The sequence below is a fragment of the Salmonella sp. NW884 genome, assembly GCF_051700745.1.
Classification (GTDB): Bacteria; Pseudomonadota; Gammaproteobacteria; order Enterobacterales; family Enterobacteriaceae; genus Salmonella; species Salmonella enterica.
Window position 1 is genome coordinate 96,041 of sequence record NZ_JAMMDE010000003.1, and the last position, 14,324, is coordinate 110,364.

11 protein-coding genes are annotated in these 14,324 nt (G+C 54.2%); 8 read left to right on the forward strand and 3 right to left on the reverse strand.

Annotated elements, in window-relative coordinates; all coding sequences use genetic code 11:
- The first annotated feature begins 85 nt into the window (after nt 1-85).
- From NA197_RS08440 to NA197_RS08450, 3 genes are read left to right on the forward strand one after another with little or no spacing between them, the layout of a single operon-like run.
- On the forward strand, nt 86-727 hold the full coding sequence (locus NA197_RS08440) for a helix-turn-helix transcriptional regulator (RefSeq protein WP_064043195.1): 642 nt from the start codon (nt 86-88) through the stop codon (nt 725-727).
- A gap of 10 nt (nt 728-737) precedes the next feature.
- Complete coding sequence (locus NA197_RS08445; RefSeq protein WP_000737127.1) at nt 738-962, forward strand: membrane protein; 225 nt, start codon at nt 738-740, stop codon at nt 960-962.
- A gap of 57 nt (nt 963-1,019) precedes the next feature.
- Nucleotides 1,020-1,379, forward strand: coding sequence for a DUF4156 domain-containing protein (locus tag NA197_RS08450; protein ID WP_000722978.1), 360 nt, complete (start codon nt 1,020-1,022; stop codon nt 1,377-1,379).
- 69 nt (nt 1,380-1,448) lie between these two features.
- On the opposite strand, the gene mdsC is transcribed toward NA197_RS08450, so the two are convergent.
- The 3 genes from mdsC to mdsA are packed head-to-tail and all read right to left on the reverse strand — an operon-like array spanning nt 1,449 to nt 7,313.
- On the reverse strand, nt 1,449-2,906 hold the full coding sequence (gene mdsC / locus NA197_RS08455; protein ID WP_001521068.1) for a multidrug efflux transporter outer membrane subunit MdsC: 1,458 nt from the start codon (nt 2,904-2,906) through the stop codon (nt 1,449-1,451).
- Nucleotides 2,907-2,922: 16 nt separating this feature from the next.
- On the reverse strand, nt 2,923-6,090 hold the full coding sequence (mdsB, locus tag NA197_RS08460; RefSeq protein ID WP_000673153.1) for a multidrug efflux RND transporter permease subunit MdsB: 3,168 nt from the start codon (nt 6,088-6,090) through the stop codon (nt 2,923-2,925).
- Nucleotides 6,087-7,313, reverse strand: coding sequence for a multidrug efflux RND transporter periplasmic adaptor subunit MdsA (gene mdsA, locus NA197_RS08465; RefSeq protein ID WP_001254851.1), 1,227 nt, complete (start codon nt 7,311-7,313; stop codon nt 6,087-6,089). Before mdsA ends, mdsB begins: the two co-directional genes overlap by 4 nt.
- Nucleotides 7,314-7,589: 276 nt before the next feature.
- Here mdsA and golT point away from each other — a divergent pair, with 276 nt between their 5' ends.
- The 5 genes from golT (at nt 7,590) to NA197_RS08490 (ending at nt 14,317) form a co-directional block, all read left to right on the forward strand.
- Entirely contained in the window at nt 7,590-9,878 is a 2,289-nt protein-coding gene (gene golT / locus NA197_RS08470; protein WP_064043196.1) for a gold/copper-translocating P-type ATPase GolT, read from the forward strand.
- 11 nt (nt 9,879-9,889) lie between these two features.
- The gene (gene golS, locus NA197_RS08475; protein WP_001020583.1) at nt 9,890-10,354 is read left to right on the forward strand and encodes an Au(I) sensor transcriptional regulator GolS; all 465 of its coding nucleotides are present in this window, start codon (nt 9,890-9,892) and stop codon (nt 10,352-10,354) included.
- Between the two features lie 77 nt (nt 10,355-10,431).
- Nucleotides 10,432-10,626 (forward strand): gold resistance metallochaperone GolB, encoded by a 195-nt coding sequence (gene golB, locus NA197_RS08480; protein ID WP_001159469.1) that lies wholly within the window; start codon nt 10,432-10,434, stop codon nt 10,624-10,626.
- Nucleotides 10,627-10,916: 290 nt separating this feature from the next.
- Nucleotides 10,917-12,170, forward strand: coding sequence for an MFS transporter (locus NA197_RS08485; protein ID WP_064043197.1), 1,254 nt, complete (start codon nt 10,917-10,919; stop codon nt 12,168-12,170).
- A gap of 188 nt (nt 12,171-12,358) precedes the next feature.
- Nucleotides 12,359-14,317: a site-specific DNA-methyltransferase gene (locus tag NA197_RS08490; RefSeq protein WP_023234266.1), complete on the forward strand. Its 1,959-nt coding sequence runs from the start codon at nt 12,359-12,361 to the stop codon at nt 14,315-14,317.
- The last annotated feature ends 7 nt before the right edge of the window (nt 14,318-14,324 follow it).

Below are 14,324 nucleotides of genomic sequence, written 5' to 3' on the forward strand. Positions count from 1 at the left end.
ACAGAATAGGGATGGTTATGAGCGCTCAGGTAATCTTAAGAGGAAGATAAAACACTCACCGTAGCGTTATTCTATTGATGAAATTATGATAAATTCACTATCGGAACAACTTCCGTTAAAAACGATAGGTATAGTTTTAACGGATGATTATTATACTTATTTAGGCATCGCTTCACTCTTTGAGGATGGGAAGTGCTTTATGTTCCCACTCAATGGAGAATATAATTCGTGTCAGATATCAGCTAGCGAAGATATCATAATTATTATTGATGGACGAGTTTTGATTCAGGGGGTCTGGAAAGGTTTTAAGGCGCTCATGCAGCATTATCCACATGCTCGTCGAATCTGGCTCACGCGCAGAGATATTGGAAAACTTTATCCACATGGCTGCGATAGAGATCCTGATATCGATCCCGATTTGGCAAAGCCTGTTTTTATTGAGCATTTCATTAAATACGCTTGTGCAAACGAAGTAGCGGTCGGTGAACTTGCGCCGTTGACAAAAAAGGAGGAGGAGTTGTTATGGCACTTTTTATATAAAAAGTCGATGAGTCAGATCGCCAGTAGCTATGGCATGAGTCGTAAGACTTTGTACATTCATAGATTGCGTATCTGTCGTAAATATGGCTTCAAACGCTTTTTCCATTTGCTATTTATTTACCAAAGAAGTCGCCATGTCTTCGCATCTAAAATTTGCCGTGTAGACAAAAACGCCGATCAGGCTTGAAGCAAACAAGATGAAAAAGTTAACGATGAGAGAGTGTGAAAGCATCAATCCTACTATGCTGCTTGCCATTAAGATACTTATCTCGGCGCTTGACGAAAAAACAAAAATAAGACTCAGAGAGCATATTGAAAAAACTGAACAAGAAATAGCCTCAAGCATACATGATAGCATCATGACAGAGACTTTTCTTCAGCAAATGAAAGACATTCGTTACATCTTAAATATAGTTCCTTGACGGCGTTCAGAAGCAAGAACGCGTTATTATTTAATGATTAATAGACCAGGTATTAGTATGAAAAAGATCTTAGTATGTTTCGTCGGCTTGGCTTTAACCGCATGTAGCGCTAATTCGTTGAATTATGGCGCTGAACAGGTACGGGTGATGACCAGCGAGCCAGGTAAGGAATGCAGCTACTTAGGGGATATCACGGGCAGCCAGGGGAATTTCTTTACCGGTGGCTGGACTTCCAACAGTAACCTGGAAACGGGTGCCCGTAACGATCTGAAAAACAAAGCTTATAAAATGGGCGGCAATACGGTAGTCCTGTTAACCCAGCGTGCAGGCCAGACAGGAAGTTCATGGCACGGTTCGGGCTCAAGCAAACAAACGAATGTCACGTTAAGCGGGAACGTTTATCGTTGCCCTCGTTAACCTTATTTTGCAGGTAATATATGCCTGTTTAGCGCGCGCGCCGCACTGGCGACGCGGGCGCTATTTGGGCTAACCTTGCTTTTTCTCACTGTATTCCCGCCAACCGCCGCCTAATGCTTTATACAGGTTAATGATATTTAACTGTTGCATGAGACGTGTGCGTACCAGGCGCTGTTGTGCGCCATAAAGCATACGATGGGTATCAAGCAGCGTAAGGTAGTCATCGACGCCTTCCTGAAAACGGAGTCCGGCCAGCTCATAGGCGATTTGACTGGCTTCAACCGCGCGTTGTTCTGATTGCACCTGGTCATTCAGCGTACGCTGTCCCGCCAGACCATCCGCCACGTCGCGAAAGGCTTGCTGAATAACGTTTTCATACCTGGCGATTTCAATCTGTTTTTGGACATGCGCCCTATCCAGGTCAGCGCGTAATGCGCCGCCGTGAAAGAGAGGCAAGGTGATTTGCGGTAGAAAACGCCAGCTTCCCGATCCCGGTTCAAAGAGTCCGCTAAGAGACGCGCTGGCCGTTCCCGCCGAGCCTGTCAGGCTGATGGTCGGGAAGAAGGCGGCGCGCGCTGCGCCTATCCGGGCGTTTGCGCCGCGCAGCCTGTACTCGGCGGCGCGAATATCCGGGCGGCGTACCAGCAGATCTGACGGTAATCCGCCTGGCAGTGTGGTCGGGATCGCGCCTTCTGTAAGCGTGACCGCTTCGTTTAGTCGACGCGACAGTTCAGGCGTGAGCGGCTGGCCCAACAGCAATTCCAGCGCGTTACGATCCCGCGCCAACTGTCGCGTATACGCCGCGCGATTGATTTCCGCAGAACGCAGCGCGATCTCCGCCATACGCAGATCGAGCTGTGTGGCGTTACCTGTCCGGGCAAGCTGGGTCGTCAATGTGTATGAACTTTTTTGCGCGGCCAGCGTATCCTCGGTTAAGCGCAGCAGCTCCCGGTCAGCCCGTAGCGTCAGCCAGGCGCTGGCGACTTCGGAAACCAGGCTCATTCGCGCCGCAATGTACGTCTCATCAAGCGCCATATAGGCGGCTAATGCCTGGTCGCTAAGGCTTCGCACTCGCCCCCAGAGATCCAGTTCCCAGGCCGTCGTCGCCCCAGCCGCCTCGTAGCGTCGGTTAATCTCAGACTCGTCCATGACGCTGAGATCGGCGGGAGTGCGACTGGCGTCCATGGCGGTGGCGATGCCGAGCGTCGGCAGCATCTCCGCGCGCTGAATGCGGTATAACGCCCGGGCGGCTTCAACATTGAGCCCTGCCTTGCGTAAATCCCGATTATTGCGTAACGCGATCGCGATCAGTTCCTGTAGAAGCGGATCGTGGAAGAAATCACGCCAGCCAATGTCAGCGGCATCCGGCGCGCCAGAAACGGTTGACGTTGCGTAGGGATAGACCATCGCAGTCGGCGATGCGGGGCGTTCGTGCTTCGGCGCCATCGTACAGCCAGCAAGCGTGGTGACGAAAGCAAGCGTCGCCAGCGTGGCGGTCTGCCGATAGCCTGTAAAAGTGATCTTCATTATGCCATTCCCATCATTATGCTTGCTGATCATGTGAATCAACGCGGTTCTCACGCTTTAATGCCATCCTGCGAACCACCACGTAAAATACAGGCGTCAATAACAGGCCGAAGAGCGTGACGCCCAACATGCCGGCAAACACGGCGATGCCCATCGCATGTCGCATTTCCGCGCCGGCACCCGTCGCGAGTACCAGTGGTACTACGCCTGCGATAAAGGCGAATGAGGTCATCAGGATAGGACGTAGGCGCAGGCGGGACGCTTCCAGTACGGCGGTCAGCGGGTCTGCGCCGTCGTGTTCTTTGGCGCGGGCAAACTCGACAATCAAAATGGCGTTCTTGGCCGCCAGGCCGACTAGCACCACGAAACCAATCTGCGTAAAGATATTGTTATCTCCGCCAGATACCCACACGCCGACAATGGCTGAGAGTAATGACATAGGCGCAATAAGCAGGACGGCGAAGGGCAGCGACCAACTGTTGTACTGCGCCGCCAGGATCAGGAAGGCCAACAGCACCGCCAGCGCAAAGATAGCAAGCGCAGAATTGCCGGCCTGTTTTTCCTGATAAACCAGATCGGTCCATTCGAAGACCATCCCTTCCGGCAACGTTTCACGCACGATCTTTTCAATCGCGTCCGTCGCCTGTCCGGAGGAGAAACCCGGAGCCGGTCCACCGCTAATATCTACCGAGGGGAAGCCGTTGTAATGGATGATTCTGTCCGGCCCCGACTGGCGCATAATCGTGACGAAAGCGCTAAGCGGGATCATCTCGCCCTTCGCATTGCGGACTTTAAGCAGGCCGATATCCTCTTGTTGCATACGGAATGGCGCATCGGCCTGCGCCATCACCCGCCAGGTACGGCCAAATCGGTTGAAATCGTTGACGTAAAGCGAGCCGAGGTTAATTTGCAACGTTTCAAAGATGTCGGTGAGCGATACCCCCATTGATTTCGCCTTTACCCGGTCGATATCCACCTGTAATTGCGGGGCGTTTGTCTGGAAACTGGCCAGCATATTGGCCAGTTCGGGCGTCTGCATCGCCTTAGACATAATCTCGCTTTGCACCTTTGTCATCGCTTCAAATCCCAGTTCCGCACGATCTTCAATCTGCAATTTAAAGCCGCCCGTCGCGCCAAGCCCTGGAACCGGCGGTGGCGGGAAGATGCCAATAAATCCGTCGGGAATGTGGCTAAATTTGTGCATTAGCTTTCCGGCGATAGCGTTAGCGGAAAGCGAAGGATCTTCACGCTCGTCAAAGGGTTTCAGCATGGCGAACATCAGCGCCGAATTTGGCACATTTACCGGGCCGTTAACCGACAGACCGGGGAAGACGACGACGCTTTCAACGCCGGGTTCCGCCAGCGCGATAGCGGACATCTGTTTCACGACCGCCTCTGTGCGATCCAACGATGCGCCGCTTGGGAGCTGGGCGATGCCGACGAGATAGTATTTATCCTGCGCAGGCACAAACCCGTTCGGCACCTGATGGAAGCCAAGCCAGGTCAGCCCCACAAAGCCAGCATAGAGCACCATCACAATGACGCTGCCGCGCACGGCCCGACGGACGGCGCTAACATAGCGGTTCGACGCGCTGTCGAAGAAACGGTTAAAGCGATGGAAAAAACCGCCAGTGACCGTGCCCATCAACCGCGTTAGCCAGTCAGCCTTCGCAGTATCGTGGTGCGGTCTTAGCAAAATGGCAGCCAGCGCAGGGGAGAGCGTCAGCGAGTTAATGGCCGAAAGGATGGTCGAAATAGCGATGGTCAACGCGAACTGACGATAAAACTCACCCTGCAGGCCCGCCAGGAATGCGGAAGGGATAAAGACCGCCGTTAGCACCGAGGTAATAGAAAGAATGGGACCAGTGACTTCATCCATCGCCTTCTTTGCCGCCTCTCCGGGGCTTTTGCCCTGCGAGATATGCCGTTCCACGTTTTCGACCACAACGATGGCGTCATCAACAACGATACCTATCGACAGGACCAAACCAAACAGCGAAAGCGTATTCAGCGAAAAGCCAAACAGGTGCATCAAGGCAAAGGTGCCGACCAGCGAAACGGGAACCGCCACCAGAGGAATAATGGACGCCCGCCAGGTTTGCAGGAACAGCACCACGACAAGGACGACCAGCACGAGGGCTTCCAGCAACGTAATCGCCACCGATTGTAGCGATGCGCGCACGAAGACCGTAGGATCATAGGCAATCCGGTATTCGATATCCTGCGGGAAGTTTTGCTGCAACTCATCCATTTTGCCGCGAATCGCGTTAGAAACGTCAATCGCATTGGCGCCCGGACTTTGAATAATCTGTAACGCTGGCGCCGCTTCGCCATTCAGTAAACTGCGCAGCGTATAGGCATCTGCGCCCAGCGTGACGCGGGCGACATCACGCAGACGCGTCACCTCGCCGTCAGCGCCGATTTTTACCACAATCTCGCCGAACTGTTCTTCGCTGGTCAGGCGGCCCAGCGTGTTCACCGTCATCTGAAAAGCGGCGGAGGCCTCCGGCTGTTGCCCGACGGAACCGGCGGCGACCTGTACGTTTTGTTCCCGCAACGCCGTAACGATATCACTGGCGGTAAGACCGCGGTTGGCGATTTTCGCCGGGTCCAGCCAGACGCGCATGGCGTACTCGCCCGCGCCCCAGACGAGAACATCACCGACGCCGGGTAAACGGGCCAGCTCGTCGCGAACCTGCCGGATGGCGAAGTTAGACAGGTAAAGCGAGTCATAGCGTTTTTGCGGCGAGACAAGATGAACCACCATCAACATATCGGGGGACGTTTTCTCCGTTACAACGCCAATTCGCTGGACTTCTTCGGGCAGGCGAGGCAGCGCACGGGATACCCGGTTTTGCACCTGAATTTGCGCCATATCAGGATCGGTTCCCTGTTCGAAGGCGATAGAGATAACCATGCGACCATCAATGGCCATCTGGGTATTCATATACAACATGCCGTCAACGCCGTTGATCACCTGTTCCAGCGGCGCGGCTACCGTATCGGCAATCACTTGCGGGTTAGCGCCGGGGTAGCTGGCGCTAACCTGTACCGTGGGCGGCGTAACGGCCGGATATTCACTCAGCGGCAGTTTTAAAAAGGCGATAGCGCCAGCCAGCAGCATTAACAGCGACAGGACGATGGCGAAGATGGGCCGTGCGATGAAAAAGTGGGTGAATTTCATTGGCGCACCGCCTTCGACGCACTGTCGCCGTCCGCTTTAGTCAATGTCGCGGTCTGTTTATCGGTCACATTCTGCCGCATCGGCACCAGACGCGGCGCAACGGTCATGCCAGGACGCACCAGCCCCTTGAGGATGATTTTTTCTCCCGGCTGTACTCCTTGTGTAACGACGCGGAGTCCATCGACCATTTGTCCCAGCTCAACCGGACGATACTCCACCTGATTCTCCTTGCCGACGATCAGCACATAGTTTTTGCCCTGATCGGCGCTCACCGCCAGATCGTCAATCAGCACGGTTTCCCGCGGCTCGCCGATGGGCAAACTGATTCGGGCAAACAGGCCGGGAGAAAGCATTCCGTCGGGGTCAGGAATCACGGCGCGCGCCCGGATAGTGCCGGTGCTGCGGTTCATCTGATTGCCCATAAAGTCGAGTACGCCCTGATAAGGCAGCCCGTTATCGGTGGTTAACCCCATGTTGACTACCGGTGGATTTTTGTCGGAGCGGGTATGCCGTAACGCCTTCAGCCAGGTGGCTTCGTCAATATCGAAATACACATACATGGGATTGTGAGACACGATAGTCGTCAGAAGCGTGGCGTTACCCGCTACGCCGCCGCTGACCAGATTGCCCCGGGTCACCAGTATGCGGTCAACGCGTCCGGCAATGGGCGCGGTAATACGGGTCCAGGAGAGTTCAAGGCGCGCTGCGGCGACGGCGGCTTTGGCCGATTGCATCTGCGCCTGTCGCGCATTACGCGTGGCGGTGACATCGTCAGCGTTTTTACGTGATACGGCGCCGCTGGCGACCAGTCGTTGAATGCGATCGAAATCCGCCTGCGCCTGGCGGGCCAGTACTTCAGCCTGACGTAATTGCGCGACGGCGGTGTCGAGGGCGACCTCGAACGGGCGCGGATCGATCTGGAACAGCAGTTGTCCGCGGCTTACCAGACGTCCTTCCGGAACGCTGACGGCGTCAAGGGTTCCTCCCACGCGCGAACGCAGCTCCACGGTCTCCGGCGCGGCCAGAAAACCGGTGAATTCCGCCGTAGGCGCGAGTGTGCGGCTAAGGGCTTTAGCAACCGGTACCGACGGTGGAGGCGGCGCGCTGGCCGGTGGTCCGACGGCGTTGTCTTTATCCCATAGTGCTTCGCCGGCCATGTAAATCACGCCCCCGATGGCGGCGATGACGCCGGCTATCAACATAATTTTGAATGTTCTACGCATGTCGTTTCCCTCTTTACCGCAGCGTGTCGGCCATTCCGCAACGCTGCAGCAGAATTTTTGGCAAAGGCTAGGCGTTACAACGAAGGAAAGGTCAAGCGTTCCTGACGGGTTTTTACGGGGCGTGGGTCGGCATCGTGGCGTAAATGTCTCGCATCATCCTCTTTTATGAGCCATCTCACATTCTCGCCGAACCGTGCAGCCTGAATACGCTTGACCTTCCCACAATGGCAAGCTTTAGGCTTTCTGATACCGAATAGTCAGGATGGGGAACTCGTCATGAGTCAGTCAGAAAATCGTCACGACACGATAAGCTTGCTTATTGAAGGTATGACCTGCGCGTCGTGCGTCGCTCGCGTTGAAAAAGGTATTAAGGCTGTGCCTGGCGTAACGGACGCTACGGTGAATCTGGCGACGGAGCGCGCCACCGTCCGCGGGACGGCGTCGGCGGAGGCGGTGATCGCGGCGATTGAAAAAACGGGGTATGAGGCGCGACCGATAGAGACGGCGGGGCAGGGCGAAGACGACTCTGAAGAGAAAAAAGAGGCCGAGCGCGTCAGGCTGAAGCGCGATCTGATTCTCGCCAGCGTGCTGGCGCTCCCCGTTTTTGTGCTTGAAATGGGCTCGCACCTTATTCCTGGTATGCACGAGTGGGTGATAAAAACGATTGGCCTGCAACAAAGCTGGTACTGGCAATTTGCACTGACCCTGTTGGTGCTGACGATCCCCGGTCGCCGTTTTTACCTTAAAGGGTTCCCGGCGCTGGCGCGTCTGGCGCCGGACATGAACTCGCTGGTCGCCGTGGGAACCGCAGCGGCATTCGGCTACTCGCTGGTGGCGACCTTTACGCCCGACCTGTTGCCTGAAGGGACGGTAAACGTCTATTACGAGGCCGCCGCAGTGATTGTCGCGCTTATTCTGCTGGGGCGCTTTCTGGAGGCAAGGGCGAAGGGGCGGACTTCCGAAGCGATTAAACGTCTGGTGGGGCTACAGGCGCGGGTCGCGCATGTGTTACGCGAGGGCCGCATCGTGGATATCCCTGTCGACGAGGTTGTGCTGGGAGACTGTGTGGAGGTTCGGCCAGGCGAGCGGATACCGGTTGACGGCGAAGTGACCGAAGGCCGCAGCTTCGTTGACGAGTCGATGATTACCGGCGAACCGATACCGGTTGAGAAATCCGCAGGAAGCGCGGTGGTGGGCGGTACCGTCAACCAAAAAGGCGCGCTCACGGTGCGGGCGACCGCCGTCGGCGGACAGACCATGCTGGCGCAAATCATTCGTCTGGTGGAACAGGCGCAGGGTTCAAAACTGCCGATTCAGGCCGTCGTGGATAAAGTGACGCTGTGGTTTGTCCCGATGGTGATGCTTATTGCTGCGCTGACCTTTGTGGTATGGCTGGCGTTTGGGCCGTCGCCTGCGCTGACTTTCGCTCTGATCAATGGTGTTGCGGTTCTGATTATCGCCTGTCCTTGCGCGATGGGCCTGGCGACGCCGACCTCCATTATGGTGGGAACCGGTCGTGGGGCGGAAATGGGCGTGCTGTTCCGTAAGGGGGAGGCGTTACAGCTACTCAAAGACGCTAAGGTGGTGGCCGTAGACAAAACCGGGACGCTTACCGAAGGCCGCCCGGTACTGACCGATCTCGACGTGGCCAGCGGCTTTGAGCGCCGTGAGGTGCTGGCGAAAGTCGCGGCGGTAGAATCGCGTTCAGAGCATCCGATTGCCCGTGCGATTGTCGTGTCGGCAGAAGAGGAAGGGATCGCGCTACCAGGCATGAACGGCTTCGAATCGGTGACCGGGATGGGCGTATACGCTACCGTTGACGGTACGCGTGTTGACGTGGGGGCCGATCGCTATATGCGCGAAATTGGCGTGGATATTAGCGGCTTCGCCACCACCGCCGAACGGTTAGGGCAGGAAGGGAAATCGCCGCTCTATGCGGCTATTGACGGTCAACTGGCGGCGATTATCGCCGTGGCCGATCCGATCAAACCCAGTACGCCCGCCGCAATTAACGCTTTACATCAGCTCGGCATTAAGGTCGCCATGATCACTGGCGATAATGCCCGCACGGCACAGGCTATCGCCAGACAGTTAGGGATTGATGACGTGGTCGCCGAGGTATTGCCAGAAGGGAAAGTCGAGGCGATACGGCGCCTGAAAGCGGCGTATGGGCAGGTGGCGTTTGTCGGCGATGGCATCAACGATGCGCCAGCGCTGGCGGAGTCCGACGTGGGGCTGGCGATTGGCACCGGCACCGATGTGGCGGTGGAATCCGCCGACGTTGTACTAATGTCCGGCAACTTGCAAGGCGTGCCGAATGCTATCGCGCTGTCTAAAGCGACCATCCGCAATATCCACCAGAATCTGTTCTGGGCCTTTGCTTACAATACGGCGCTGATTCCTGTCGCGGCAGGCGCGCTATTTCCGGTCTGGGGCATATTATTGTCACCGGTATTCGCCGCAGGGGCGATGGCGATGTCGAGCGTGTTCGTGCTGGGCAACGCTTTGCGGCTGCGCCGTTTCCGGGCGCCGATGGCAACCCCATCCGACACATCCACGACCTGAGGAGGAGCGTCATGAACATCGGTAAAGCAGCTAAAGCATCGAAAGTTTCGGCCAAAATGATTCGCTACTATGAACAGATTGGTCTGATTCCCGCGGCAAGTCGGACGGATTCCGGCTATCGGGCCTATACCCAGGCTGATGTTAATCAATTGCATTTTATACGCCGCGCGCGCGACCTCGGTTTTTCAGTTGCTGAAATCAGCGACTTACTGAATCTTTGGAATAACCAGTCGCGGCAAAGCGCTGACGTCAAACGCCTGGCGCAGACGCACATTGATGAACTGGACAGACGTATCCAGAACATGCAGCACATGGCGCAAACCCTCAAAGCGCTGATTCACTGCTGCGCCGGCGACGCGCTGCCAGATTGCCCCATTCTGCATACGCTTGGACAACCTGACGATAGCGAGCCGGAGGCGCGTACCGGAGCGGTATTGCGCCGTCCGCGTCGCCACGGACTGGCAAAGCGTCTGTAAGTCCTGAGATTACGCTTGACCTTCCAACACTGACAAGGCCCAGACTGGCAACAGTTCCCACACAAAAGGAGTTCACTATGCAGTTCCATATTGATGACATGACCTGCGGCGGCTGCGCCAGTACGGTAAAAAAGACGATTCTGACTCTCGATGCTAATGCGACGGTGAGAACCGACCCGGCGACGCGTCTGGTTGACATTGAAACGTCGCTATCCGCGGAGCAGATTGCCGCCGCCCTGCAAAAGGCCGGTTTCCCGCCGCGCGAAAGGTAATCGTCAATGGCGATCGGTCTGGCGACAGGCCGGTTGCGATACGCTAGCCACGCTTCGCTTTTCTTTGCGTGAGATAATCCCCATAAAAAATGTGACAAATCATGTGCCAGTAAGCTTTGTTAATAATATGTAATGATTTGTCTATTTTTGCTAACATTTTACCTGCTATATACAAAAAGATAACAAATAAGTAGCGCAACGCTACCTTGTTACGTCGCTTTGGCGACGGGAGCGCTCCAGCGTTTCGCCGCTTCAAAGCTTGATGTTATTTTTGATGCAGGACACTACCTATGTACACCCCCCTGAACTGGACGACGACACAACGACATGTGGCGTTTGCCAGCTTTACCAGTTGGATGCTGGATGCGTTTGATTTCTTTATCCTTGTCTTTGTACTTAGCGATCTCGCCGAATGGTTTCACGCTTCCGTATCGGACGTTTCCATTGCGATTATGCTGACCCTGGCGGTACGTCCCATTGGCGCGCTGCTATTTGGCCGAATGGCGGAAAAGTACGGACGTCGACCGATACTGATGCTCAATATTCTGTTCTTTACGGTGTTTGAACTGCTTTCCGCCTGGTCGCCCACCTTCATGGCATTTCTGATTTTTCGGGTCATGTACGGCGTGGCGATGGGCGGGATATGGGGCGTCGCGTCATCACTGGCGATGGAAACCATTCCCGATCGTTCGCGTGGCCTGATGTCGGGCATTTTTCAGGCGGGCTATCCCTGCGGCTATCTGTTCGCCTCGGTTATTTTTGGCCTCTTCTACAGTATGGTAGGCTGGCGCGGTATGTTCCTGATTGGCGCCGTGCCAGTTGTCTTACTGCCTTATATCTGGTTTAAAGTGCCGGAATCCCCCGTCTGGCTGGCGGCCAGAGCGCGTAAAGAGAATACCGCGCTGCTTCCTGTTCTGCGCAAACAGTGGAAGTTGTGTCTGTATCTGGTGCTGGTCATGGCGTTCTTTAATTTTTTCAGCCACGGCACGCAGGATCTCTATCCTACCTTCCTGAAGATGCAGCATGGTTTTGATCCGCATCTGATCAGTATCATTGCAATTTTTTATAACATTGCCGCCATGCTCGGCGGTATTTTCTACGGTACGCTATCGGAACGTATTGGGCGTAAAAAAGCGATCATGATCGCCGCCTTTCTTGCGCTTCCGGTACTCCCGCTATGGGCATTTTCCAGCGGATCATTCACGATTGGCCTGGGCGCGTTCCTGATGCAGTTTATGGTGCAGGGCGCCTGGGGAGTCGTGCCGACCTGGCTAAACGAGCTGGTTCCGGCGAATGCGCGCGCCGTGCTGCCAGGGTTTGTTTACCAACTCGGTAATTTACTGGCGTCGGTTAATGCGACGTTACAGGCCCGCATCGCGGAAACGCATGGTGGCAATTACGGGTTGGCAATGGCGATCGTGGCTGGCGCGGTGGCTATTTTAATCTGTGTATTTGTGGCATTTGGTCGCGAGACCCGGGGAGTCGTCATCTCCGGTACAGATAGCGACGCCCTCCCGGAGTCGGCCATCAGTCATCGTACGTAAACACTACGCTCCTGGCGCATACTGTCGCCGGGAGCACGCCTTCCTTCCGTGGTTTTCACGCCCTTTCAACGAACAACAAAGGTTAATGATGGCATCTGCCGTTCGTGACCATTACAATCATCGCTTACTTTTTTCTTTATAAGAAATTGATTGCTGCACCTTAAAATTATCAACGGAGCGAAGATATCATGTTGAAAGATAACCAAAAACACAACGAGTCTGTTGCCCCGAATAGCGCCTTTCTGTCTGAGTTACAACGTGCATTACCGGAATTTTTTACCGCCGATCGCTATAACGAGCAGGGCGAACTGATCGCGAAAGGCGGATTTGATCTCGCCAGATTTGAGCGCGCGCTGAAAGCGCGTAATATTGATGAGCTGACTAGCGGTTATCAGATTGATTTTATTGGCAAAGATTACGCAAAAAAACAGGCGGGTGAAAAATCCGTTACCGTTATCGTTCCTGACGTGGAACACAATACTCTGGCAGAAAACAAAAACAGCCATAATCTTTTTCTGACCGGGGATAATCTGGATGTTTTACGCCATCTGCAAAATAATTACGCCGATACCGTCGATATGATCTATATCGATCCCCCTTATAACACCGGATCGGACGGGTTTGTTTATCCCGATCATTTTGAATATAGCGATCGGGCGTTGCAGGATATGTTTGGTCTTAATGATACTGAACTAGCACGTTTAAAATCCATTCAGGGTAAATCGACGCACTCCGCGTGGTTATCTTTCATGTATCCGCGTCTTTTCCTGGCCAGGAAGCTCCTGAAAGATACCGGATTTATTTTTATCTCTATCGACGATAATGAGTACGCCAATCTTAAATTAATGATGGATGAGATTTTTGGCGAAGGCGGATTTGTCACCAATGTGATGTGGAAGCGCAAAAAAGAGATTTCTAACGACTCTGATAACGTTTCCATCCAGGGGGAATACATTCTTGTTTACGCCAAAACCGGTCAGGGCGCTTTACGTTTAGAACCGCTTTCTAAAGAGTATATTCAGAAATCCTATAAAGAACCGACCGAACAGTTTCCAGAAGGGAAATGGCGGCCGGTGCCGTTAACGGTGTCAAAAGGGCTGAGCGGCGGCGGCTATACCTATAAAATTACCACGCCGAACGGTACGGTACACGAAAGACTATGGGCTTATCCTGAAGCCAGTTACCAAAAACTGGTGGCCGATAATCTGGTCTATTTTGGCAAAGATAACGGCGGTATTCCCCAGCGAGTCATGTACGCGCATCACAGTAAGGGGCAGCCAACGACCAATTACTGGGATAACGTAGCGTCGAATAAAGAGGGGAAAAAGGAGATTCTGGATCTCTTCGGCGACAACGTTTTTGATACGCCGAAACCGACCGCATTATTGAAGAAAATCATCAAGCTCGCTATCGATAAAGACGGCGTCGTCCTGGACTTTTTTGCCGGTTCCGGCACCACGGCCCATGCGGTAATGGCGCTGAATGAAGAAGATGGGGGGCAGCGCACGTTTATTCTGTGTACTATCGATCAGGCATTAAGCAATAACACTATCGCGAAAAAAGCAGGTTATAACACTATTGATGAAATCAGCCGCGAGCGAATTACACGCGTTGCGGCGAAGATCCGCGCCAACAATCCCGCGACCAATAGCGATCTCGGTTTTAAACATTATCGTTTTGCCACTCCGACACAGCAGACGCTGGACGATCTGGATAGCTTCGATATTGCTACCGGCCATTTTATCAATACCAGCGGTCAACTGGCCGCTTTCACCGAGTCAGGATTTACCGACATGATCAATCCTTTTTCCGCCAGAGGATTGGGCGTGCCGGGCGGCGCAAGCGGCGAAGAGACCTTATTAACGACATGGCTGGTCGCCGATGGTTATAAAATGGATATTGACGTACAGGCCATTGATTTTTCCGGCTATTGCGCCAGGTATGTTGATAATACGCGCCTGTATCTGATTGATGAACGATGGGGAACAGAGCAGACCCGCGATCTTCTCAACCACATTGGTACGCATCAGCTTCCGGTTCAGACTATTGTCATTTACGGCTACTCTTTCGACCTTGAATCCATTCGTGAACTGGAAATCGGCTTAAAACAGCTTGATCAAAAAGTGAACCTGGTGAAGCGTTATTAAGAGGGGA

Excerpts from the sequence above, each read along its gene's own strand:
- golB (WP_001159469.1), top strand. The coding sequence starts at position 10,432 with ATGCAGTTCCATATTGATGACATGACCTGCGGCGGCTGCGCCAGTACG.
- NA197_RS08485 (WP_064043197.1), top strand. The coding sequence starts at position 10,917 with ATGTACACCCCCCTGAACTGGACGACGACACAACGACATGTGGCGTTT.
- mdsC (WP_001521068.1), bottom strand. The coding sequence starts at position 2,906 with ATGAAGATCACTTTTACAGGCTATCGGCAGACCGCCACGCTGGCGACG.
- golT (WP_064043196.1), top strand. The coding sequence starts at position 7,590 with ATGAGTCAGTCAGAAAATCGTCACGACACGATAAGCTTGCTTATTGAA.
- mdsA (WP_001254851.1), bottom strand. The coding sequence starts at position 7,313 with ATGCGTAGAACATTCAAAATTATGTTGATAGCCGGCGTCATCGCCGCC.
- golS (WP_001020583.1), top strand. The coding sequence starts at position 9,890 with ATGAACATCGGTAAAGCAGCTAAAGCATCGAAAGTTTCGGCCAAAATG.
- NA197_RS08445 (WP_000737127.1), top strand. The coding sequence starts at position 738 with ATGAAAAAGTTAACGATGAGAGAGTGTGAAAGCATCAATCCTACTATG.
- NA197_RS08490 (WP_023234266.1), top strand. The coding sequence starts at position 12,359 with ATGTTGAAAGATAACCAAAAACACAACGAGTCTGTTGCCCCGAATAGC.
- NA197_RS08450 (WP_000722978.1), top strand. The coding sequence starts at position 1,020 with ATGAAAAAGATCTTAGTATGTTTCGTCGGCTTGGCTTTAACCGCATGT.
- mdsB (WP_000673153.1), bottom strand. The coding sequence starts at position 6,090 with ATGAAATTCACCCACTTTTTCATCGCACGGCCCATCTTCGCCATCGTC.
- NA197_RS08440 (WP_064043195.1), top strand. The coding sequence starts at position 86 with ATGATAAATTCACTATCGGAACAACTTCCGTTAAAAACGATAGGTATA.